The following is a 21,475-nucleotide window of genomic DNA, read 5'->3' on the forward strand; positions in this document are numbered from 1 at the left end:
CTAACTTCGTAGCTGTTACTTCCCCCGATCGGCTCGTTGTCGGTCGCTCGCACTTTGGAGGCTTGGGATGCACAGGCTTGGCCGATCGCTCATCGCGCTCTTTGGGCTCATCGCCGCGACCGCGCTCGCGTTTTTCCCCGCGCAGGCGGCGTTCGCCGAGCAGCCGATGCAGGTCGACTCCGTCGTTACCGACACGACGAACACTCTCTCGAACCAGGACATCGACGCGATCGAACAGGCGTCAAGCGACCTCGAGTCTGCGACGGGAAGCACCCTCTACTACGTCATGGTCGACTCCTTCGAGAATCCGAGCGACGGCAATGACTGGGCCACCGCGGTGGCCCTCGAAAGCCAGCTTGGAACGGATGACATCGTGTTGTATGTCGGCCTCGATGAGCAGGACTTCGGGCTGAATGTCGACGGTGACTTGCCGCTGTCGAGCAGCGACCGCCAGTCGATCCAGGAGGATCTCTCGCCTTACCTCAACCAGAGCGACTACGTTGGCGCCGCGCAGCAGGCGGCCATGGGCCTCGAAACGGCCCTGAACGGGAGCTACTCGGGTGGCAGCTCAAGCGGCGGCGGTAGCTCGAGTGCCTCCGGGACGAGCGCGTTCACAATCGCGCTCGGCATCATCGTCCTCATCGTCCTCATCGTTGTTGGCGTGCTGTTCTTCGTGAACCGCCGCAAGCGCACGAAATCGCTTCGTGAGGCAGAGGCACAGCAGGCCGCCGAGCTTGAGGCGCGGCTGCAGCAGGCGTCGATTCAGCTCGTTCGGATGGACAACCTCATCCGCTCGTCGGAAGAGGAGATGGCGTTCGCCTCGGCCCAGTTCGGGAGCGACGAGGTAAAGGTGTACCGCGACGAGGTCGAGATGGCGAAGCGCGCGTCGAAGGAAGCCTTCGAGTTGCAGGGCAAGCTGCTCGACCACATTCCGGATGCTCCGGAAGACCGCGAAGCGTGGATCGACCGCATCCTCTCGATCACCGAAATTGCGACGAAGCGCCTTGGCGACCAGGCACACCACTTCCAAGACCTTCGCGTGCGCCAAGACCAGGCGCCGCAGCTGCTCGCCGCGGTGCGACAGCACTATGACGAGTCGAAGTCGAGGCTCGCGGATGCGCAGACCTGGTTCGACGGGCTGGGCGACGCCTACGACCAGGCTGCGCTCGATCGCATCAAGGTCGATCTCACGCAGGCCGGGCAACTGCTCGAGCTGACGGAGGACGAGATCGAGGGAGCGACCGAGTCGCTCGAGAGCGGAAACCCCGGCGCCGCGATTATCGATATCTCGGACGCCGAGAACGCGATCGCGCAGTACGACGGGCTCGTGAAGCGGCTCGCCGAGACGCGGAGCCTCTACGACCGCGCCCCGAAACAGATCACCGACGAGGCGGCAACCCTTCGTCGAACCGTCGCGCAGGTGCAGCAGGTCGCCGCGACGACCGGCAACGACGCGAAGCCGCAGGTCGCCGAGATCGTCGCCGAGGCGACGAAGATTCTCGGCGCAATCGATTCGGCGAACGGCCGGTTCGGTGACCCGGAAGCCACGATCGAGCGGCTGCACGACGCCGCAAGCCGCGTCGACACGCAGCTCACGCAGCTGCTCGGCGAGAAGGAGCGTATCGACCACGCCAAGTCGCGGCTCCAGGAATCGGCCCAGTCGGCATACTCGGAGATTGCGGCCGCGACCAGCTTCATCGCCTCGAAACGCGGCGCGCTCTCTTCGTCGCCGCGCACCCGCCTCGACCAGGCCGAGTCGCAGGTCGCGCGAGCCGATGCGCTTCGCGCCGGCGACCCCGTGCAGGCACTGCAGCACTACAACGAAGCGGGCAACCTTGCGCGGGCCGCCCTCCAGACTGCGCAACAAGAACTCGAGACGGCGTACTCGTACGGCGACTCGTGGGGCGCATCGTCGTGGCAAACGGGCTACGGCAGCCACCGCCACTCATCACGAAGTGGCGGCAGCGACTTCCTCACAAGCATGGGTGGCGCGATTATCGGCGGCATCATCGGCGGCATCCTCAACGACTCCGGCTCGTCTCGACGCCACAACAATGACTGGAGTGGCTTTGGTGGCTTCGGCGGAGGTGGCGGCGGCGGGTTTGGCGGCTTCGGCGGCGGGGGTGGCGGCAGCCGCGGCGGCTTCGGCGGTGGCGGCGGCGGTACTCGCTAGCGAAGCGCCGCGCTCGGCCCGCGGAGGATCGCCGCGGAGGCGCAGTTTCCAGCTAATTGGTCAGCCACACCACATAGGTTCGAACCCACACCGACCACGCAATTCTCGAAATCCGATTCACCGAACGAACACAAGGAGCATCCACATGGCCCAGAAGCAGTCCATCTTCGGTCGCATCTCGCAGCTCGTGCGAGCGAACATCAACAACCTCATCGACCAGGCCGAAGACCCGCAGATCATGATCGATCAGCTGATTCGCGACTACTCCTCGAACATCTCCGAGGCCGAGGCCGCGATTGCCCAGACAATCGGTAACCTCCGGATGCTCGAGGACGACGCCCGGCAGGACGAGCAGGATGCCCGTGAGTGGGGCCAGAAGGCGCTCGCCGCGTCGAACAAAGCCGATGAGTTCCGCAACAGCGGTGACACCGCGTCGGCCGACAAGTTTGACAACCTCGCGAAGGTTGCGATTCAGCGTCAGGTCGAGGAAGAGGGCAACGTCAACACTGCCCGCCCGCAGATCGAGCAGCAGACACAGGTCGTCGACCAGCTCAAGAGCGGTCTTGAGGGCATGCGCGGCAAGCTCAACGAACTGATCCGTAAGCGCGACGAGCTGACGGCCCGTGCGAAGACCGCCGAGGCGCAGGGCAAGGTGAACGACGCCCTCTCGAAGATCAACGTGCTCGACCCGACGACCGACCTCGGTCGCTTCGAAGAGAAGATTCGCCGCGAAGAGGCTCGGGTTCGCGGTCAGCAGGAGCTCCAGGCCTCGAGCCTCGACAAGCAGTTTGAGGAGCTCGAGAACGTCGGCACGATGACCGAGGTCGAGGCCCGCCTCGCCGCGCTGAAGTCGGGCGGCGCGCAGAACAGCATCACGCAGTAGCCCTTGCGACTCGGCAATCTGCTCCGCGAGGTGTTCCTCGACTCGCCCGTCTCACGGCTCGGGTGCAACTTCGCGACGACAGTGGCGCTCCTCTACGGGGCGCCACTGTCGGTGGGGCGTATCGAGCGATTCGACGGCATGTTCGTGCTCCACGGCCTTCCAAAGTGGGCGTTCAAGCGCGGAGGTGTCTGCGTGGGTCGTGTCTATCTCACCGACACGAACGTGACTGAGCGTGTGCTGCGTCATGAGCGGCGCCACGTGCGGCAGTGGGAGCGCTACGGCATGCTTTTCCCGCTGCTGTACTTCGCCGCGGGTGCCAACCCCCTGACGAATCGATTCGAAATCGAGGCGGGGCTCGAAGATGGGCACTACCTGCGCAAACGCGGCCCACGCTGAGGTCACGGCCAGGTGATCGCGAGACAGTGACGACATGTCTGCAACCACGAATCAGCTCTCCGCCACCCGCGTCATCGACGCGGCCACCAACGAGATTCTCGACGTGCTCACGCTGCCGCAGCGGCATCCCGAGTTCGACGGCACCGGCATGGTGCGCTCCGACGAGAAGTCGCAGCGGATCCAGCAGGTCGGTGACACGTTCACGATGAACATGCACAACGAGGTCATGGGCGACTATCAGATGGAGAATCACGTCGTCGCCTTCGCCGATAACCAGCTCGTCGGGTGGCAGCCGAGTTCGCCCGGCAAGGAGCCCGGCGGCTGGGAGTGGGTCTACGAGCTCAACGCAATCGACGGGGGCAGTACCGAGGCAACCCTGACGTACGACTGGTCGAAGGTCACCGACCCGAGCCTGCTGCGCAGCTTCCCCGTCACCGACGAGGCCGGGCTCGAAGAATCGCTGAACCAGCTCGCAGCGGCCGTATCGAGCTAAGCAGCTATCGACGCGACGTCGCCGAATCGCCGAGTGCCCAGGCTGGTGCTCGGCGATTCCATTCGAACTCGCGCTCGAGATCGCGGGCCAGGCGCAACAGCGTGAGCTCATCACCTGGCCGGCCGATGACGTGCACCCCCATCGGGAGCGGCTCGGCCGTCACCGGCAGCGACATCGCCGGCAGCCCAGCAACGTTGACGTAGCTCGTGAATGGCGTGTACTGGCACTGCTGCATGAAGTTCCGCTCGCCGTCTTCGGCATCGAACCAGCCGAGCGGCCTCGGCGTGAGCGCCATCGCCGGCGTGAGCACCGCATCGAACTCGGCGTACTGCGCGACGATGCGCTGCTCGAAACCGGCCAGCGCCCCGAGGCCGCGGGCAAGTTCGGCCACCGGAAGCTCCCGACCGCTGCGGACAAGCCAGGAGGTGAGCGGCTCCACCAGCTCAAGCTGCTGCTCGGTGAGCGGAAGGCTCGCCGCTCCCCCGCGCCAGACGGCGCGAAACGCCTCGAAGTAGTCGGGTTCGGCCCCGGGCGTGAACTCGACGACCTCGTGCCCGAGCCTGCGGGCGACGTCGAGCGTCGCATCCAGCGCGGCAACGGCCGCGTCGTCGAAGTCGATCTCGTAGGTCGGCGACCACGGTGTCCACATGTTCCAGGCGATGCGCAGCGGACGGATGCCGTAGGTCGCGTCGAGCGCCTCGTGGTAGCTGCGTGGCGGCTCAGGCGCCCGGGTCGAGAATCGGTTCAGGACGTGCCCCTGCGCATCCCGCGCGATCATCGCGTCGAGCAGCAGGGCCGCATCCTGCACAGTCCGGGCGAGCGGGCCCGCGACCGGCAGCCCCGCGAGCGAGCCGAGTCCGCTCCCGTCAGGCACGCGCCCGCGGGACGGCTTGAGCCCGACAAGCCCGGTCGCGGCCGCCGGAATCCGGATTGACCCGCCGCCGTCGCTTCCGGGTGCGACCGGGAGGAGCCCCGCCGCGACCGCGACCGCCGCGCCGCCGCTGGAACCGCCGGGCCCTCGCTCGAGGTCCCAGGGGTTCCGGGCGACGCCGCCCGGAAGCCGATTTTCGCAGTACGACGGGAAGCCGAATTCGGGCGTGTTGGTTTTGCCAAGTGAGACGGCGCCGTTGCCGTCGAGGGTCGTCACGAGCGGATCAGAGAGGTCTGGAACATACCCCGCCATTGCGAGTGAACCATAGGTCGTTGCGACGCCGGCGCGATTCGTGAGGTCTTTGTCGCCAATCGGGAGTCCGCGGAGGACGCCGGGGCGGCCCGCGGCATCTGCGGCCGACGCCCGCGCACGCGCGCCCTCGGCGTCGACCGTGGTGAAGGCACGAAGCGTCGGGTTCGCGCGCTCGATGCGAGCGAGATAGTGCTCCGTGAGTTCGACGCTCGTCGTCGCGCCCTGACGCAGCAGTTCCACCTGCTCGGTTGCGGTGAGGTCGTGGAGCTCGCTCATATCAGTCCTCCTCGCGTTCGACGCGCCAGTCGATGGGGCTCGCGCCCTGGCTCTGCAACAGCTCATTCGCGCGTGAGAATGGCCGCGAGCCGAAGAATCCCCCGCTCGCAGAGAGCGGCGAGGGGTGCGGCGACTCGATGCTCGGCACGTCGCCGAGAAACACTTTTGCCTTACGGGCATCGGCACCCCAGAGCAGGGCAACCAGCGGTCCGCCACGCTCGGCGAGGGCGCGCAAGGCCCGCTCGGTGACTGCCTCCCAGCCGATGCCCCGGTGCGCGCCCGGCGTGCCGGGACGCACCGTCAGTACGCGGTTGAGCAGGAGCACTCCCTGGTCGCTCCACCGGGTGAGGTCGCCGTGGCTCGCGGGCGCGATGCCGAGGTCGTCTGCCAGCTCTCGATAGATGTTTGAGAGCGAGCGCGGCAACGGACGCACGTCGCGATCGACGGCAAATGACAGGCCAATCGGATGCCCCGGCGTCGGGTACGGGTCTTGTCCGACAATAACGACGCGAACGTCCGCGAGCGGCCGCGAAAACGCCCGCAGGATGTTCGCCGCGGCCGGGAGGTAGGTTCGCCCGGCCGCGAGCTCGCCACGCAGAAACTCCCCCGCGGCCGCGAGGTCGCCCGCTGCGGGTGCGAGCGCTGCCGCCCAGTCGGGAGCGATCGTGCCGCGCGAAGCGAGCTCGTCGAGGCTGCTCGCGGTCACTCGGTACTCGCTCGGCTCGTCCGCACCGTCACGCCGTCGTCTCCCGCCGATAGCTCCCACATGCTGCCACGGCCGAGCAGTTCGAGCTCCCCCTCGCCGATCACGAGGGTCGTGTCAAGGTCGAGGCCGAGGATGCGGTCGGTAAGTTCCGCCTCGATCGCGGCGACACCGAGCCCGACCCGCCCGCTTGTCGCGGCCGCGGGAACCACCGTGAGGTCGATGAGCCCGAGTCCGGCGGCGGCCTCGACTTCGGTCTCGGCGTCGGTTGCCGCGGGGCCCACGGCTACGCCACCGATTTCGCTCCCGCCAAGCAGCACCGTGTCGGCGGCAATGGCCGCGCCCGCGCCGATGCCGAGGTAGCTCGCGCCGCGGTGTACCAGCCCGCGCACATCGGTCACCACTTCGCCGAGTGCCATGAGCAGCTGTGCGGCGTCACCGTCGCCGACGACGAGCGCGTTCAGCGGCAGCACGTCGCTCGTTGCGGGCGCCGTGGGAAGCTCCGTCACGGTGACGCCCGCCGCACTACCGAGCCGTGTAACGGCGTCGATGAGCTCGCGGCTGCCGCCCGGTAACACGCCGATCGTTGGCGCAGCCGCGGTGCCTCGCCGCACCTCGGTAACCAGCCGTTCGACGACCGGGCCGAGGGCCTCGGGGTCGCCGCCTCCTGAAAGCAGCACACTCACGCCTCCATCGTCGCACAGCGGCTCACGCTGGGGGTGTCGGACTATTACGGTCGATTTCTGCCGAGCCCGGCCGCCGGGCAGGATGGACGCAGCGCGACACGAGCAGTGTCAATGCCGCCACAGCTAAGGAGACCCAATGTCAGAGCGCTTCGAGACCCGTCAGATCCACGCCGGTGCCCAGATCGACCCGACGACGAACTCGGTCATCACGCCGATCGTGCAGACCACCGCCTACGCCTTTAACTCGGCCGACCACGCCGCGAACCTGTTCGCGCTCACCGAGACGGGCAACATCTACACCCGCATCACGAACCCCACGACCGACGTGCTCGAGCAGCGCGTTGCGGCCCTAGAGGGCGGCACCGCGGCGCTCGCCGTTTCGAGCGGGCAGTCGGCGGAGGCGCTGGCGATTCTCAACATCGCGGGCGCCGGCGACCACATCGTCTCGTCAACCTCGATCTACGGCGGCACCTACAACCTCTTCAAGTACACGCTGGCCCGCCAGGGCATCGAGACGACGTTCGTGCTCGACGAGAACGACCCCGAAGAGTGGCGCCGAGCCGTACGCCCCAACACAAAGGCGTTCTACGCCGAGAGCATCGGTAACCCGGCCATCAACGTGCTCGACATCGAGACCGTCGCGAACGCGGCCCACGAGGCCGGGGTTCCGCTCATCGTCGACAACACGGTTGCGACTCCCTACCTCGTTCGCCCGTTCGAGCACGGCGCCGACATCGTGCTGCACTCGGCGACGAAGTACCTCGGCGGCCATGGCGCCGTGATTGGCGGCCTCATCGTCGACGGCGGAAGCTTCCCCTGGTCGCAGCATGCCGACCGCTACCCCGGCCTCACCCAGCCTGACCCCACGTACAACAACCTCACGTACACCGACGCGGTCGGCGACGGCGTCGCCTACATCATCAAGGCTCGCGTGCAGCTGCTGCGCGACCTCGGCACCGCGATCGCGCCCGCCTCGGCGTGGCAGCTGCTCCAGGGCATCGAGACCCTGAGCCTGCGGATGGAACGGCACGTGCAGAACGCGCAGGCGGTCGCCGAGTGGCTCGACCGCCATGACGACGTCGTGAGCGTGAACTACGCGGGCCTCCCCGACAGCCAGTGGCACGAACTCGCGCGCAAGTACGCGCCGAACGGACCGAGCGGTCTGCTCGCGTTCGAGCTGCGCGGCGGCGTCGACGCGGGTCGCCGATTCGTCGAGTCGGTCAAGCTTTTCCGCCACGTCGTGAACATCGGCGACGTGCGGTCAATCGCGACCCACCCGGCCTCGACGACGCACGCGCAGCTCAGCCCCGAGCAGCAGCTCGAAGCCGGCGTTACTCCGGGTCTCGTGCGTCTCTCGGTGGGGCTCGAGCACATCGACGACATCCTGGCCGACCTCGAGCAGGCGATCGCTGCCGCCGTCACGGCGTAGCAAACGGAAGGCAATAGACTCCAGGGATGCAGTGGTCAGACGAGGATTTTCGCGCGGGTCCGCCGTCTCGGCGAAGCGACTCCGAAACTCGTCCAACCTCACGGATCCGCCCTCCCGCCACTGGTGCGTGGCGGGAGGGTGATCACCCCGGCAATCGGCAGTTCGCGTCGCTCGGTGACTTCACCTTCGAGCAGGGAGGCGAGGTACCGCTCCGGGTCGCGTACGAGTCCTGGGGTGAGCTGAACGCCGACCGTTCGAACGCGGTGCTCATCTGTCATGCCCTCACCGGCGACACCCACGTCGCCGGCGTCGCGGGCCCCGGCCAATCGAGCGCTGGCTGGTGGCCCGGCATGGTCGGCCCAGGCATGCCGTTCGACACCGACGAGCTGTTCGTCGTCGCCCCGAACATGCTCGGCGGGTGCCAGGGCACGACCGGCCCCGCCTCGATTTCGCCCGACGGTACCGAGTGGGGTGCACGATTCCCACGCACGAGCATCCGTGATCAGGTGCGCGCGCAGGCGGCCCTCGCCGATCACCTCGGGATTCGCACATTCCGCGCCGTCGTGGGGGGCTCGATGGGCGGCATGCAGGCGCTTGAGTGGGCGATTATGTATCCGGAGCGGGTCGGCGACCTCGTCGTGCTCTGCGCGCCGCCCGCGATCGACGCGATGAACATCGCGCAGAATACGCTGCAGGCCGACGCGATTCGCCTCGACCCCGCGTGGCGCGACGGCAACTACTACGACGCCGGTGCCGGCGAGGGCCCGTATCGCGGGCTCGCACTCGCCCGCCGCATGGCCATGCTCAACTACCGCAGCGATTCCGAACTCGAAGACCGTTTCGGCCGGTCGTGGCAGTCGTCGGTCTCCCCCGCTGGCGGCCACGGCCGATACTCGGTCGAGTCATACCTCGATTTTCATGGCAACCGCTTCACGCGCCGGTTCGACGCGAACAGCTACATCACGCTCGCGAACGCGATGAGCTCCCACGACGTCGGCCGCGGTCGCGGCGGTGTGGATGCTGGGCTCGCCCAGGTGCGCGCCCGCACACTCGTGATCGGCGTCGACTCCGACACGCTTTTCCGCCTCGACTCCCAACACCGCATCGCTGCCGGCATCCCGAACTCCGTGACGGGGCCGGAGGCATTCACGGTGCACTCGCAGTTCGGCCACGACGGCTTTCTGCTCGAGATTCCCGCGGTCGGCGGCGCCATTCGTCAGTTTCTCGAGGGCGCAAGCCTCGCCGGCACGAGCTTCGGCGACGCGAGCCGCTAGGACGCTAGTCGCGCTTCACGGCCCCTTCGCGCCGCCCGCCGATCGGCCGCATGTACGCGACCGCGATCACGAGCAGCACCACGAGCAACGCGTTGCGGGTGAACAGCGCGAGTGCGCCCTCGGGGTACGCACCGACAACGGCCCAGTAACACCACGGGTAGATGTACTGCGTGAGAGCCGAGATGACGAGCCCGATGAGCGCGAGCGGCGCGAACCTGCGGCCGTCCCACACGAGGCCGAGCACGAGCACGGGCGCAAGCCACGTCACGAACTGCGGCGAGCCCACCTTGTTGAACACGATGAACGACGTCACGAGCGCGAGCAGTAGCGCGGGGAAGAGCCGTGCGAGCCCCGAGCCGCGGCGATGCCACCAGAACGCGAGGCCGAGCAGCAGCAGCACGACGACGAACATGAGCGGGGTGAGCACATCCCCAACCTGGTCGACGCCGGGCCCGTGAATCTGCTGCGTGAGGATGTCGTAGTCGAACTCCACCTCGTAGTCCTCGTTGCCAAGTGCCTTGAGGCCGAGGAAGACGCTCGCGGCGGTCGACTCGAGCTGAAGCCCGCGGCCCGTCTGCCCCGTGACGAAGCTGAAGGCGTTGCGGAGCCCCTCGGTGCCGTTGAACACCATGACGGGCAGCAAGACGACGACGCAGCCGACGATGGCGCCCTGCACGAGGCGCCACCGGCGCTCGAGCACGGCGAAGGCGGCGGCAAACGCGGCAGCCGGCCACACCTTGAGCCAGGCACCGATCGTGAGCCAGAAGCCCGACGTTCGCACGCGCGAGCGCACCTCGAGCAGGGCGATGAGCACGATCGGAACCGTGAGCGTGTCGATGCGGCCGATCGCGATTGGGCCGAGCAGCGCGAGGAACGCGAGCCACCACCAGGCCGCGCTGCGGTGCAGGGCCGCCGTGGCGTAGTCGCGCTGTCGCAGCGTAAGCCACCACAGGGCGATGCAGTCGAGCACGATCACGATGATCATCCAGGCGAGCCCGTACGAGGCACCGGGGCCGATCAGCTGGGTGAGCAGCATCGGCCCGAGCGCGCCGACCGGATACACGAAGGCTTCGTGGACGCCCGGGAACGAGCCGGTCTCGATTGCCGACTCGACCCACCCGCGGTAGACACCCGTGACGTCGTTCATGGGCACGGAGGGGTGCCACGACGAGATCCAGCCGTAGAACGCGTGCACCCCGATGAAGAGGAGCCACAGGGCCCAGAGTTCGGTTTCGAGGGTCCACCAGGCGGGGCGGGGAATCGTGAAGCGCCGCGTGCTTCGGGGCACCGAGGGCGTGGCCTCGCGGTTGTTTCGGGTCATTTCGCGAGCACCGCCGCGATCACACCGGAGAGCGCCTGCGCAATGTCCGACGCGAGAATGGGCCCGCCGAGCGGGCCGTGGTCGAGCATGCTCAGCGGGGCGTGCACCGTGGTGGGCGCGACCTGCACGCCCGCGTTTGTCTGGGAGGCGAGCCAGCCGGCGCGAGCATGCAGCCACGCACCCGCCGCGACGGTCGCCGCGAGGCACGGCTGCTCGTCGCGACCGCGCTGGCCGGCGAGCAGGGCGCCGATAATGCCCGACAGCACGTCGCCGGTGCCGGCGGTGGCGAGCCAGGAGTTCGGCGCGAAGATCCGGCGGCGGTCCTCGCCCTCGACGACGTAGGTCACCCGGCCTTTCAGCAGCACCGTGCAGCCGAGCAGCTCGGATGCCTCGACCGCGGCCTCGCCCTTCGACGCGGCAATGTCATCGGCCGACCAGTCGGCAAGCCCAAGGCGATGCATGAGCGCCGCGAGCTCCTTCGCGTGCGGCGTGATGACGACGCCCGGCATGCCGGGTTCGACGAGCGTGAGCGCGCCGGCATCCACCACCGCGGGGATCCCCGCGTCGAGCGCCTCGACGAGCAACTCGCGGCGCTCGTCGTCGCGCGCGTCGGGAATGCCCGAACCAATCACGAGGCTGTGAAACTTGCCGTGCCCGTGCACGACCTCTGGCCGCACGGCGAGTACCGCGCTCGCGACCCGCTCGGGGCCGGCATAGCGCACCATGCCAGCGCCGGCTCGCGCCGACGCCTGGGCGCTCAGTACTGCTGCGCCCGGGTACGTCGCCGAACCCGTCGCAAGCTGCACGACGCCGCGCCGATACTTATTGTCGGCCTCACAAGGCAACGCAAGCGTTGCGCGCACGTCGGCGGCCACCACCGTACGGAATCGCTCGTCAGTCATTGGCAGGTTCATCACAGCCAATCTACCGGCAATGCGGTCAGCGCCGTGCCGTCGCGTCGTGCACTTCGCCGACGAGCACCTCAATCACGTCTTCGAGGAAGAGCACACCGGTGTTCTCGCCCGTTTTACTCACGACCCGGGCGAGGTGACGGCCCGTGCGCCGGAGCGTCGCGAGCGCATCCTCGAGTTCGCTGCCCTCGTACACCGAGGTGAGCGAGCGAATGCGCGACTGCTCGAGCGGGTCCTCGAAGACCTCGTCGGGAATGTCGAGCAGGTCCTTGATGTGCACGTAGCCAACGGGGCCGCCGTCGTCGGCAATCACGTACCGCGAAAAGCCGTACTCGGCGACGGCCCGCTGCAGGTCGTGAGGCGAGCATCCCATGGGCAGCGCGCGAATCTCGCCGACCGGTACCGCGACCTCGCGCACGCGCTTCGACGTGAACTCGAACGTGTTCGCGAGCGTGCCCGCTTCATCCGCAAGGATGCCCTCTCGTGTCGACTGTTCGACGATGCCAGCCACCTCGTCGAACGTGTACGCACTCGTCGCCTCGTTCTTCGGTTTCACACCAAACGCGCGGATCGTGAGGTTCGCGATCTCGTTCAACAGCCAGATGATGGGGCGGAACAGCTTCGACACGAATACGAGCGGCGGCGCGAGGAGCAGCACGGCGCGATCTGGCACCGAAAACGCGAGGTTCTTCGGCACCATCTCGCCGAACACGACGTGCAAATACGTGACGAGTACCAGCGTGATGACGAACGCCGCGACCGAGACCCATTCGACGCTCATGCCGGTCCACGCCAAGGGACCCTCGAGCAGATGGTGAATCGCGGGTTCCGACACGTTGAGAATCAGCAGCGAGCAGATCGTGATGCCGAGCTGGCTCGTCGCGAGCATGAGCGTTGCGTGCTCCATCGCATACAGCGCGGTCTGCGCCGAGCGCGAGCCCCGCTCGGCGCGAGGTTCGATCTGCGAGCGCCGCGCCGAAATCACGGCAAACTCGGCGCCGACGAAGAAGGCGTTGCCGAGCAGCAGCACGACCAGCCAGACGATGCCCATGAAGTCGTTCACGAGTGCGAGCTCCGCTCTTCGTCAGGCCGGTCTCGGCGGAGTTTTTCTTCACGGCTCACGTAGTCGGGCCCGGGGATGAACGTGAGCCGGTCGGTGCGGCGGCCATCCATCGCTTCGACTTCGAAGCGCCCCTCGGGATGCTCGACGAAGTCCCCGACCTCGGGAACCCGCCCGAGCGCGCTCATGATGTAGCCGCCGAGGGTCTCAAACGGGCCGTCCTCATCGAGGTGAATGTTGAGTCGCTCACGCAGTTCGTCGGGCCGCAACAGCCCGTCAATACTGATTCGGTCACGCCGACGGATGATCTCCACCTGCGCGTGGTCGTGCTCGTCGACGAGGTCGCCGACGATCTCCTCGACGAGGTCCTCGAGCGTGACGACCCCCGCGGTGCCGCCGTACTCGTCGAGCACGATCACCATCTGGTAGCCCTCGCTGCGCACCTGCCCGAGCACCGTATCCACGGTCAGTGTCTCGGGTACGAACACCGCATCGTCTTTAATCGCGCCAACGGGAACGCTCGCGCGACGTTCTCGAGGTACCGCGAGGGCGTACTTGATGTGGGCAATCCCGGTGATGTCGTCGACGTCGTCTTCAACGACTGGGAAGCGCGAGAACCCGGTGGCGTGCGCGAGCTGGATGAGGTCGGCCACAGTCGCGTTCGCCTGAATCGTCTGTACCCGCGATCGCGGCGTCATGACGTCTTCGGCCGTGAGCTCGTTGAAGCGCAGAGTGCGATTCAGCAGCACGGCTCGGTCGGAGTCAAGCACGCCGACGAGGGCGCTGCGCCGCACGAGGCTCGAGAGTTCTTCGGCCGTCCGCGCTCCAGAAAGCTCCTCCTGCGGCTCGACGCCCATCGACCGGATGATGCCGTTCGCCGAGCCGTTCAGCACCAGCACGGCCGGCTTGAACACCGCGGTGAAGAGGTTTTGGACCGGCACGACGATCTTCGCGAGTGCGAGCGGCAGCGACAGCGCGAAGTTCTTCGGGATCAGCTCACCGATCACCATCGAGAGCATCGTCGCGATGAGCATCGCGATGACCGTACCGACGGCCGAGACCCAGTCGGGCGCGACACCAAGCCCGATCAAGAGGTCGCCGAACAGGCTCGTGATCGCGGGCTCCATCGTGTAGCCCGTGAGCAGCGTCGTGAGGGTGATGCCGAGCTGCGCGCTCGAGAGGTGCGTCGACGTGTGCTTGAGCGCGGCAATGACGGGGCCGAGTCGCTTTTCGCCGCGCTGTTGCCGAAGCTCGAGGTCGTTGCGGTCGAGATTGACGAGCGTGAACTCCGTCGCGACGAAGACGCCGGTTCCGAAGCAGAGCGCAATCCCGACCGCGAGGAGTAACCAGTCCATAGTTGCGCCGAATATTACCAGTGTGGCTACCAGGAGACCGGCAGCGGCTTCCCCTCTTCGTAGCCCGCCGCCGACTGCAGCCCGACCTTCGCGCGCTCCGAGAATTCGCGAATCGAGCTGGCGCCCGCGTAGGTGAAGCTCGAACGCAGCCCGGTCGTGATCATGTCGATGAGGTCGTCGACGCTCGGCCGTTCGGGGTCGATGAGGATGGTCGAGGTCGAGATTCCCTCGGCGAACAGGAGTTTGCGAGCCCGGTCGAACGGGTCGAGTTTGCTGAAGCGACCGGCAACTGCGCGAGACGACGCCATGCCAAACGACTCCTTGTATCGGCGCCCCTGCTCGTCGTGGAGCACGGTGCCCGGCGCCTCGACGGTGCCGGCGAACCACGAGCCGATCATGACCGCACCGGCGCCCGCGGCAATTGCGAGGGCGACATCGCGCGGGTAGCGCACCCCACCGTCGGCCCAAACACTCGCGCCATACTTTGCCGCCTCGTCGGCGGACTCGAGCACGGCCGAGAACTGCGGGCGACCAACCGCGGTCATCATGCGCGTCGTGCACATAGCGCCCGGTCCAACGCCCACCTTGATGATGTTCGCGCCGGCGCTCACGAGGTCGCGCGTGCCCGCTGCGGAGACAACATTGCCCGCGACGATCGGTACGCCGAGTTCGGCGCCTCGCACCCGTTCGATCGCGCTGAGCATGCCGGCCTGGTGACCGTGGGCCGTGTCGAGCACGAGCACGTCGGCACCGGCCTCGACGAGGCGCTCTGCGCGCCCAACGACGTCACCGTTGATGCCGACCGCCGCGGCGACCCGCAGTCGCCCCTGATCATCCACCGCGGCGGGGTAAATGCTCGAGCGGAGCGCATCTGCCTGCGAGAGTGCGCCGACGATGCGCCCGCCGCGTCGCACCGCAGCAAAATGCCCCGGCAGGTCTTCGAGCGTGTTGAATGTCGATCTCACATCGTCCGATACATCTATTACTTCGGCCGCGAGGTGACTCAGGTCGCTCAGGCTCGCGTCGGCCGGAATACGTTCGAGATCGCTCGCCTGCACGATCGCCTCGATCTCTCGATCCGCCTCGAGCGCGACGCCCTGACCGGCCACCGCCGGCACGTGCGTCAGCACCTCGCCCACGGTCGTGTCGGGCGCAAAACGGAACGGCGCGGTGAGCCGCGGGTCCTGCGCCTTCACCCAGCGCAGCTGCTCGAGCACGGCCTCGTCATCGAGGTCCTGCGGCAGCACCGCGAGGCCGCCGCGGCGCGCGAGGGTCGCGGCCATCCGCTCCCCCGATACGGCGTTCATGTTGCTCGCGACGAGCGGGATGCGCATCCCGGTCGAGTCGGTCGTGCTGAGATCGACGTTGAGCCGCGACCCGACGTCGGAGCGGGAGGGCACGAGAAACACGTCAGAGTAGGTGAGGTCGTGCTGCGGAACCTGGCCGTAAAACTGCATACCCGAAGCCTAATCTTTTCCACAATCCCCACCTCCGAGACATGTAGGTGTCCGACGGGAAAAGTCGTTAGGCTTGACACCCGATTGGGATTGCATCGGCTCTCCAGCAAAAACTTCAATTCGAGAAGAAGGCGGCGATTTTCGCGTGTCGACGACCACCGGTTCGGAATCCATTAGCTCAGTGCCAGACTTCGGAGCCAATGACTGGCTCGTAGAGGAGATGTACGCGAGGTTCCGAGAGGATCGCAACAGCGTTGACAAGGCCTGGTGGCCGACGCTTGAGCGTTACGAGGCCGCGCAGAACCAGCAGGCGGCGCCGTCGAAGCCTGCGGCTCCCGCAAAGCCCGCCGCCTCGAAGGCTCCCGCGCAGCCGAAGCACGCCGCATCAACCGAGTCGACTCCCGCCGCGCCCGCAGCTCCCGCAACGAAGCAGAGCCGCACCACCGCGCGTCCGGCAGCCGCCGCGCCGATCCCGGCCGAGGCGCCCGCGAAGGCGAAGAAGGACGACCAGCCTGAGCGCCAGGCGGAGACCGCCGCGCTCAAGGGCATGGCGAAGGCGATCGCCAAGAACATGGACGACTCGCTGTCGATCCCGACCGCGACGAGCTACCGCGAGATTCCCGCGAAGCTCATGATTGACAACCGCATCGTGATCAACAACCACCTGCGTCGCACCCGCGGCGGCAAGGTCTCGTTCACGCACCTGCTCGGATACGCGCTCGTGCGGGCGCTCGCGAAGTTCCCGAGCCAGAACGTCTTCTACGACATCGTCGACGGCAAGCCTTCGATCGTGACCCCGCCCCACGTCAACCTCGGTATTGCGATCGACGTGCAGAACAAGGATGGCTCGCGCGGTCTCGTCGTGCCGAGCATCAAGGCCGCCGAAGAGATGAACTTCCGGGAGTTCCTTGAGGCGTACGAGGAGCTCATCAAGAAGGGTCGCGACGGCAAGCTCACTGCCGCCGATCACGCGGGCGCCACAATCTCGCTTACGAACCCGGGTGGTATCGGCACCGTGCAGTCGGCCCCGCGTCTCACGCGCGGCCAGGGTTGCATCATCGGTGCGGGTGCGCTCGACTACCCGGCTGCGTTCCAGGGAATGGCGCAGGAGACGATCGACAACCTCGCGATCTCGAAGCGCCTCACGGTGTCGTCGACCTATGACCACCGCGTGATTCAGGGCGCTGGCTCGGGCGAGTTCCTCAAGATCGTCTCCGACCTGCTTACGGGTGGCGACGGCTTCTACGAGAGCATCTTCTCGTCGCTCCGCATCCCCTACAAGCCGATCACCTGGTCGAAGGACGTGCACGTCGACGTCGCGGCCGCGATCAACAAGACCGCGCGCGTGCAGCAGGTCATCAACATGTTCCGCGTGCGCGGCCACATGATGGCCGACATCGACCCGCTCACCTACGTGCAGCGCACCCACCCCGACCTCGAGATCGAATCGCACGGTCTCACGTTCTGGGACCTCGAGCGTCAGTTCGTCACGGCTGGCTTCGGTACGAAGCGCATGATGAAGCTGCGCGACATCCTCGGGATCCTGCGCGACACGTACTGCCGCACGATCGGCATCGAGTACATGCACATTCAGGACCCCGACCAGCGCACCTGGTTCCAGGAGGAACTCGAGCACCCGTACGTTGCGCCGACGCACGACGAGCAGCTGCGCATCCTCACGAAGCTCAACCAGGCCGAGGCGTTCGAGACCTTCCTGCAGACGAAGTACGTCGGCCAGAAGCGCTTCTCGCTCGAGGGCTCGGAGTCGGTCATCGCGCTCATCGACCAGATCGGGCAGGACGCGGTCGACGACAACATCACCGAGATCGTCATGGGCATGGCCCACCGAGGCCGCCTCAACATGCTCACGAACATCGCGGGCAAGACCTACAACCAGATGTTCCGTGAGTTCGAGGGCGCGAAGGCTGGCAAGGTCACCGGGTCGGGCGACGTGAAGTACCACCTCGGCATCGAGGGCACGTACACGTCATCGAAGGGCGGCGAGCTGCCGATCTACCTCGCGGCGAACCCCTCGCACCTCGAGGCCGTCGACGGCGTGCTCGAGGGCATCGCCCGCGCGAAGCAGGATCGTCACGACACGCAGGACTTCTCGGTGCTGCCGGTTCTCGTGCACGGTGACGCGGCGATGGCCGGCCAGGGCATCGTCTACGAGACCCTGCAGATGTCGCAGCTGCGTGCGTACCGCACGGGCGGCACGATTCACGTCATCATCAACAACCAGGTCGGCTTCACGACCTCGACGCAGGATGCGCGCACGTCGATGTACTCGTCGGACGTCGCGAAGTCGATTCAGGCACCGGTGTTCCACGTGAACGGCGACGACCCCGAGGCCGTCGCCCACGTCGCATCGCTCGCGTTCCGCTACCGCCAGCGGTTCAACCGCGACGTGGTCATCGACCTCATCTCGTACCGCCGACGCGGCCACAACGAGGGCGACGACCCGTCGATGACGCAGCCGCTCATGTACGACCTCATCGAGAACAAGCGCTCGGTGCGTAAGCTCTACGCCGACAACCTCGTCGGTCGTGGCGACCTCACGCTCGAGGAGTACGAGAAGGCTCAGGCTGACTTCCACTCGGAGCTCGAGCGTGCCTTCGCCGAGACGCACGAGGCGCACACCGCGTCGATTTCGGCGCAGGAGCTCTCGACCGTTGGCGCGAACGAGGAGCAGCAGCCCTCCGAGCCCGAGTCGACGGCCGTGCCGCAGGCGGTGCTCTCGCTCATCGGCGAGGCGCACGCGACCGCGCCCGAGGGCTTCACGGTGCACCCGAAGCTGCAGCGCGTGCTCGACCGTCGCGCGAAGATGTCGGAAGAGGGCGACATCGACTGGGCCTACGGCGAGCTCCTCGCGCTCGGTTCGCTGCTCGTCGAGGGCACGTCGGTGCGCATGTCGGGCCAGGACTCGCGCCGCGGCACGTTCACGCAGCGGCACGCCCTGCTGCACGACCGCAAGACCGACCAGAACTGGATTCCCCTCCAGAACCTGTCGGACGACCAGGCGAAGTTCTCGATCTACGACTCCCTGCTCTCGGAGTACGCCGTGCTCGGCTTCGAGTATGGGTACTCGGTCGAGCGCCCCGACGCGCTCGTGCTCTGGGAGGCTCAGTTCGGCGACTTCGTGAACGGTGCGCAGACCGTGATCGACGAGTTCATCTCGTCGAGCGAGCAGAAGTGGGCACAGCGCTCGAGCGTCGTGCTCCTGCTCCCCCACGGCTACGAGGGCCAGGGCCCCGACCACTCGTCGGCCCGTATCGAACGGTTCCTGCAGCTCGCCGCGCAAGACAATATGACCGTCGCGCAACCGTCAACGCCCGCCAACTACTTCCACCTGCTTCGACGCCAGGCGTACGCGCGGCCGCGTAAGCCGCTCATCGTCTTCACGCCGAAGTCGATGCTTCGCCTGCGCGGTGCGACCTCGCCGACCGAGGCGTTCACCCAGGGCAAGTTCCAGCCGGTCATCGATGACAAGCGCATCGACGACAAGGCCGCGGTGAAGCGGGTCGTGCTCCACTCGGGCAAGCTGCACTACGACCTCGAGCAGCAGCTCGAGAAGTCGGGCGATCGTTCGGTGGCGCTCGTTCGCCTCGAGCAGTACTTCCCCCTGCCCCTCGAGGAGCTGCTCGGCGTGCTCGCGCAGTACCCGAACGCCGAGATCGTTTGGGCACAGGAGGAGCCGCGCAACCAGGGGGCCTGGCCCTACCTGCTGGCGCAGCTCGCGCCCGCGCTCGACCGCGAACTCACGGCCGTAACGCGTGCCGAGGCCTCGGCGCCCTCGGCCGGCACGATGAAGGCACACCAGGAGCAGCAGCTCGCCCTAATCGAGGGCGCGCTCGGAAGCTAGCCAACCGCACCACGCGGCCCCGCACGGCGCTCTGCTCGTCTCAGTAGACGAGCGGAGCGCCGTTCGTCGCTTCGTGCCAGCCGACGATCCCGCCCGTGAGCGAGCGCACCTCTCGTGGCGCCTCGTCGAGCAGCGCGGCGCGGGCCCGCTGCGACCGGACTCCGGTCTTGCAGAAGAGCACGACGGTCATGCCCTCGGGCACCTCGCCGACGGCGGCCCAGCCGTGCGCCTCGAGCTCGCCGAGCGGCGTGGCCCTCGAGCCCGGGATGCTCGCGATCTCGCGCTCCCACGCCTCGCGCACGTCGACGAGCAGAGCGAGCCCGGCATCGGCGAGTGCCGTCGCTTCGCCGGGCGCGACCCCGCCCTCCGACTCGTCGAGCGGTCGGGCCGCGGTGCACGCGACCGCGACCTCGGCGAGGCTCGTAACGCGCGGCCGATCGGGGTCGCACTCGAACCGGAGGATTGAGGTCGTCGCGGCGAGCGCGTCGGTGCGCCAGAACCTTCCGATGAGCGGCTCGCCGACGCCGCAGATGAGTTTGACCGCCTCGATCGCCATCGTACTGCCGACCGCCCCGCACAGCGCGCCGAGTACGCCGCCCTCGGCGCACGACGGCACGGAGTCGGCGGCCGGGATGTCGGGAAACAGGTCGCGCAACATCGGGCCGTGCTCGGGCCAGAACACGCTCACCTGGCCCGTGAAGCGGAAGATCGTGCCCCAGACGAGCGGCACGCCCGTGAGTTCGGCGGCATCGTTCGAGAGGTACCGAGTCGCGAAGTTGTCGGTGCCGTCGATGACGAGGTCCTGCTGCGAGAACAGTTCGAGTGCGTTCCCCGGCTCGAGTCGTCCCCGGATCGCCCGCACCTGCGCGCCGGGATCGAGCCGGCGCAGCGCATCCCGCGCCGACTCGGCCTTGCTTCGGCCCCGGTCGGCGTCGCGATGGATGACCTGGCGCTGCAGATTCGACGACTCGACGACGTCATCGTCAATAACGGTGATCGCCCCGACGCCCGCGGCGGCGAGGTACTGAAGTACCGGGGCGCCAAGGCCGCCCGCGCCGATCACGAGCACCCGCGCGGCGCGCAGGCGCCGCTGACCCTCCGGGCCGATCCCGGGCAGCGAGAGCTGGCGCGAGTACCTCGCGAGCTCGTCGGGGTCGAGCGGCGGCCCGGGTTCGACGAGCGGGGGAAGGCGACGCGGCGTCGTGGTTCGTGGCACGATCACATCGCCACCTCGGCCATCCGGCCCTCGTTCGGCGAGGAGGCGAGCGCGAGCGTACGCCGCGGGATGCGACCGGCCCGCGCGGCCTGCCAGCCCGCGCGCACCGCATCCCGCATCGCCTCGGCCATCAGTGGCACGTCGTGGGCCCGGGTGACCGCGCTTGCGAGTAGCACCGCGTCACAGCCGAGCTCCATCGCAAGGGCCGCGTCGGAGGCGGTGCCGATGCCCGCGTCGAGCACGACCGGCACGCTCGCGCGGCTCGCGATCAACTCGATGTTGTGGGGGTTCAGGATGCCGAGGCCGGTGCCGATCGGCGACCCGAGCGGCATCACGGCGGCGACACCGAGATCTTCGAGCCTCCGGGCGAGCACCGGATCGTCGTTGGTGTAGGCGAAGACGACGAAGCCATCGTCGACGAGCCGGGCGGCTGCGTCGGCGAGCTCGAGGGGGTCGGGAAGCAGCGTGTCCTCGTCGGCGATAACCTCGAGCTTCACCCAGTTCGTCTCGAGCGCTTCCCTGGCCATCTGCGCCGTAAACACCGCATCCCGCGCCGTGTAGCAGCCTGCCGTGTTCGGCAGCAGGCGCATCCCGAGACGCGCGAGCAGCTCGAACATCGCCGAGCCCGGGCCGGGACGGTAGCGTCGCAGCGCGACGGTGGTGAGCTCGGTGCCGGAGGCGACGAGCGCCTGTTCGAGGCTCGCGAGCGACGTCGCGCCGCCGGTTCCCATGATGAGCCGGCTGCGCAGCTCGACGCCGTTGATGCGGAGGGGCTCGTGATCGTCGCGTTCGGTCAT

Annotated in this window: 17 protein-coding genes; 7 read left to right on the plus strand and 10 right to left on the minus strand. The window is 67.6% G+C overall.

The window, feature by feature from the left end; translation table 11 throughout:
- Positions 1-67: 67 nt before the first annotated feature.
- The 4 genes from G328_RS0102415 (at position 68) to G328_RS0102430 (ending at position 3,945) form a co-directional block, all read left to right on the plus strand.
- A complete protein-coding gene (locus tag G328_RS0102415; protein ID WP_020722868.1) occupies positions 68-2,173 on the plus strand; it encodes a TPM domain-containing protein in 2,106 nt (701 codons plus the stop codon).
- A gap of 145 nt (positions 2,174-2,318) precedes the next feature.
- A complete protein-coding gene (locus G328_RS0102420; protein WP_019617756.1) occupies positions 2,319-3,056 on the plus strand; it encodes a PspA/IM30 family protein in 738 nt (245 codons plus the stop codon).
- A gap of 3 nt (positions 3,057-3,059) precedes the next feature.
- Positions 3,060-3,452: a hypothetical protein gene (locus tag G328_RS0102425; RefSeq protein ID WP_019617757.1), complete on the plus strand. Its 393-nt coding sequence runs from the start codon at positions 3,060-3,062 to the stop codon at positions 3,450-3,452.
- Between the two features lie 34 nt (positions 3,453-3,486).
- The gene (locus tag G328_RS0102430) at positions 3,487-3,945 is read left to right on the plus strand and encodes an SRPBCC family protein (RefSeq protein WP_019617758.1); all 459 of its coding nucleotides are present in this window, start codon (positions 3,487-3,489) and stop codon (positions 3,943-3,945) included.
- 4 nt (positions 3,946-3,949) lie between these two features.
- On the opposite strand, the gene G328_RS0102435 is transcribed toward G328_RS0102430, so the two are convergent.
- From G328_RS0102435 to G328_RS0102445, 3 genes are read right to left on the minus strand one after another with little or no spacing between them, the layout of a single operon-like run.
- Positions 3,950-5,404, minus strand: a complete 1,455-nt coding sequence (locus G328_RS0102435; protein ID WP_019617759.1) for an amidase — start codon at positions 5,402-5,404, stop codon at positions 3,950-3,952.
- A gap of 1 nt (position 5,405) precedes the next feature.
- Positions 5,406-6,110 (minus strand): uracil-DNA glycosylase, encoded by a 705-nt coding sequence (locus tag G328_RS0102440; protein ID WP_019617760.1) that lies wholly within the window; start codon positions 6,108-6,110, stop codon positions 5,406-5,408.
- The gene (locus tag G328_RS0102445) at positions 6,107-6,793 is read right to left on the minus strand and encodes a type 1 glutamine amidotransferase family protein (protein ID WP_154651503.1); all 687 of its coding nucleotides are present in this window, start codon (positions 6,791-6,793) and stop codon (positions 6,107-6,109) included. Before G328_RS0102445 ends, G328_RS0102440 begins: the two co-directional genes overlap by 4 nt.
- Positions 6,794-6,929: 136 nt before the next feature.
- On the opposite strand from G328_RS0102445, the gene G328_RS0102450 reads away from it, so the two are divergent.
- Both G328_RS0102450 and metX read left to right on the plus strand, forming a co-directional pair.
- On the plus strand, positions 6,930-8,222 hold the full coding sequence (locus G328_RS0102450) for a bifunctional o-acetylhomoserine/o-acetylserine sulfhydrylase (RefSeq protein ID WP_019617762.1): 1,293 nt from the start codon (positions 6,930-6,932) through the stop codon (positions 8,220-8,222).
- Positions 8,223-8,248: 26 nt separating this feature from the next.
- A complete protein-coding gene (metX, locus tag G328_RS0102455) occupies positions 8,249-9,496 on the plus strand; it encodes a homoserine O-acetyltransferase MetX (protein WP_019617763.1) in 1,248 nt (415 codons plus the stop codon).
- Between the two features lie 4 nt (positions 9,497-9,500).
- Here metX and G328_RS13820 read toward each other — a convergent pair whose 3' ends face one another.
- From G328_RS13820 to guaB1, 5 genes are read right to left on the minus strand one after another with little or no spacing between them, the layout of a single operon-like run.
- Entirely contained in the window at positions 9,501-10,817 is a 1,317-nt protein-coding gene (locus G328_RS13820) for a glycosyltransferase 87 family protein (protein ID WP_019617764.1), read from the minus strand.
- The gene (locus G328_RS0102465; protein ID WP_019617765.1) at positions 10,814-11,719 is read right to left on the minus strand and encodes an ADP-dependent NAD(P)H-hydrate dehydratase; all 906 of its coding nucleotides are present in this window, start codon (positions 11,717-11,719) and stop codon (positions 10,814-10,816) included. The genes G328_RS13820 and G328_RS0102465 overlap by 4 nt, the downstream gene beginning before the upstream one ends.
- A 37-nt stretch (positions 11,720-11,756) precedes the next feature.
- Complete coding sequence (locus tag G328_RS0102470) at positions 11,757-12,791, minus strand: hemolysin family protein (RefSeq protein ID WP_019617766.1); 1,035 nt, start codon at positions 12,789-12,791, stop codon at positions 11,757-11,759.
- Complete coding sequence (locus G328_RS0102475) at positions 12,788-14,143, minus strand: hemolysin family protein (RefSeq protein WP_019617767.1); 1,356 nt, start codon at positions 14,141-14,143, stop codon at positions 12,788-12,790. The genes G328_RS0102470 and G328_RS0102475 overlap by 4 nt, the downstream gene beginning before the upstream one ends.
- Positions 14,144-14,169: 26 nt before the next feature.
- The gene (guaB1, locus tag G328_RS0102480; protein WP_019617768.1) at positions 14,170-15,600 is read right to left on the minus strand and encodes a GMP reductase; all 1,431 of its coding nucleotides are present in this window, start codon (positions 15,598-15,600) and stop codon (positions 14,170-14,172) included.
- A 181-nt stretch (positions 15,601-15,781) separates the two neighbouring features.
- Between guaB1 and G328_RS0102485 the strand changes: the two genes are divergently transcribed.
- Positions 15,782-19,462 carry a multifunctional oxoglutarate decarboxylase/oxoglutarate dehydrogenase thiamine pyrophosphate-binding subunit/dihydrolipoyllysine-residue succinyltransferase subunit gene (locus G328_RS0102485; protein WP_275401662.1) on the plus strand — a complete coding sequence of 1,227 codons (3,681 nt, stop codon included), beginning with the start codon at positions 15,782-15,784 and terminating at the stop codon, positions 19,460-19,462.
- Between the two features lie 40 nt (positions 19,463-19,502).
- On the opposite strand, the gene G328_RS0102490 is transcribed toward G328_RS0102485, so the two are convergent.
- Together G328_RS0102490 and G328_RS0102495 are read right to left on the minus strand one after the other, a co-directional pair.
- Positions 19,503-20,684, minus strand: a complete 1,182-nt coding sequence (locus G328_RS0102490; protein ID WP_019617770.1) for a ThiF family adenylyltransferase — start codon at positions 20,682-20,684, stop codon at positions 19,503-19,505.
- On the minus strand, positions 20,681-21,475 hold the full coding sequence (locus tag G328_RS0102495; protein ID WP_019617771.1) for a thiazole synthase: 795 nt from the start codon (positions 21,473-21,475) through the stop codon (positions 20,681-20,683). Before G328_RS0102495 ends, G328_RS0102490 begins: the two co-directional genes overlap by 4 nt.

It is taken from the genome of [Zimmermannella] faecalis ATCC 13722 (genome assembly GCF_000381765.1).
Lineage (GTDB): Bacteria > Actinomycetota > Actinomycetes > Actinomycetales > Microbacteriaceae > Gulosibacter > Gulosibacter faecalis.

Excerpts from the sequence above, each read along its gene's own strand:
- G328_RS13820 (WP_019617764.1), bottom strand. The coding sequence starts at position 10,817 with ATGACCCGAAACAACCGCGAGGCCACGCCCTCGGTGCCCCGAAGCACG.
- G328_RS0102435 (WP_019617759.1), bottom strand. The coding sequence starts at position 5,404 with ATGAGCGAGCTCCACGACCTCACCGCAACCGAGCAGGTGGAACTGCTG.
- G328_RS0102430 (WP_019617758.1), top strand. The coding sequence starts at position 3,487 with ATGTCTGCAACCACGAATCAGCTCTCCGCCACCCGCGTCATCGACGCG.
- G328_RS0102450 (WP_019617762.1), top strand. The coding sequence starts at position 6,930 with ATGTCAGAGCGCTTCGAGACCCGTCAGATCCACGCCGGTGCCCAGATC.
- G328_RS0102495 (WP_019617771.1), bottom strand. The coding sequence starts at position 21,475 with ATGACCGAACGCGACGATCACGAGCCCCTCCGCATCAACGGCGTCGAG.
- G328_RS0102465 (WP_019617765.1), bottom strand. The coding sequence starts at position 11,719 with ATGACTGACGAGCGATTCCGTACGGTGGTGGCCGCCGACGTGCGCGCA.
- metX (WP_019617763.1), top strand. The coding sequence starts at position 8,249 with ATGCAGTGGTCAGACGAGGATTTTCGCGCGGGTCCGCCGTCTCGGCGA.
- G328_RS0102475 (WP_019617767.1), bottom strand. The coding sequence starts at position 14,143 with ATGGACTGGTTACTCCTCGCGGTCGGGATTGCGCTCTGCTTCGGAACC.
- guaB1 (WP_019617768.1), bottom strand. The coding sequence starts at position 15,600 with ATGCAGTTTTACGGCCAGGTTCCGCAGCACGACCTCACCTACTCTGAC.
- G328_RS0102415 (WP_020722868.1), top strand. The coding sequence starts at position 68 with ATGCACAGGCTTGGCCGATCGCTCATCGCGCTCTTTGGGCTCATCGCC.
- G328_RS0102420 (WP_019617756.1), top strand. The coding sequence starts at position 2,319 with ATGGCCCAGAAGCAGTCCATCTTCGGTCGCATCTCGCAGCTCGTGCGA.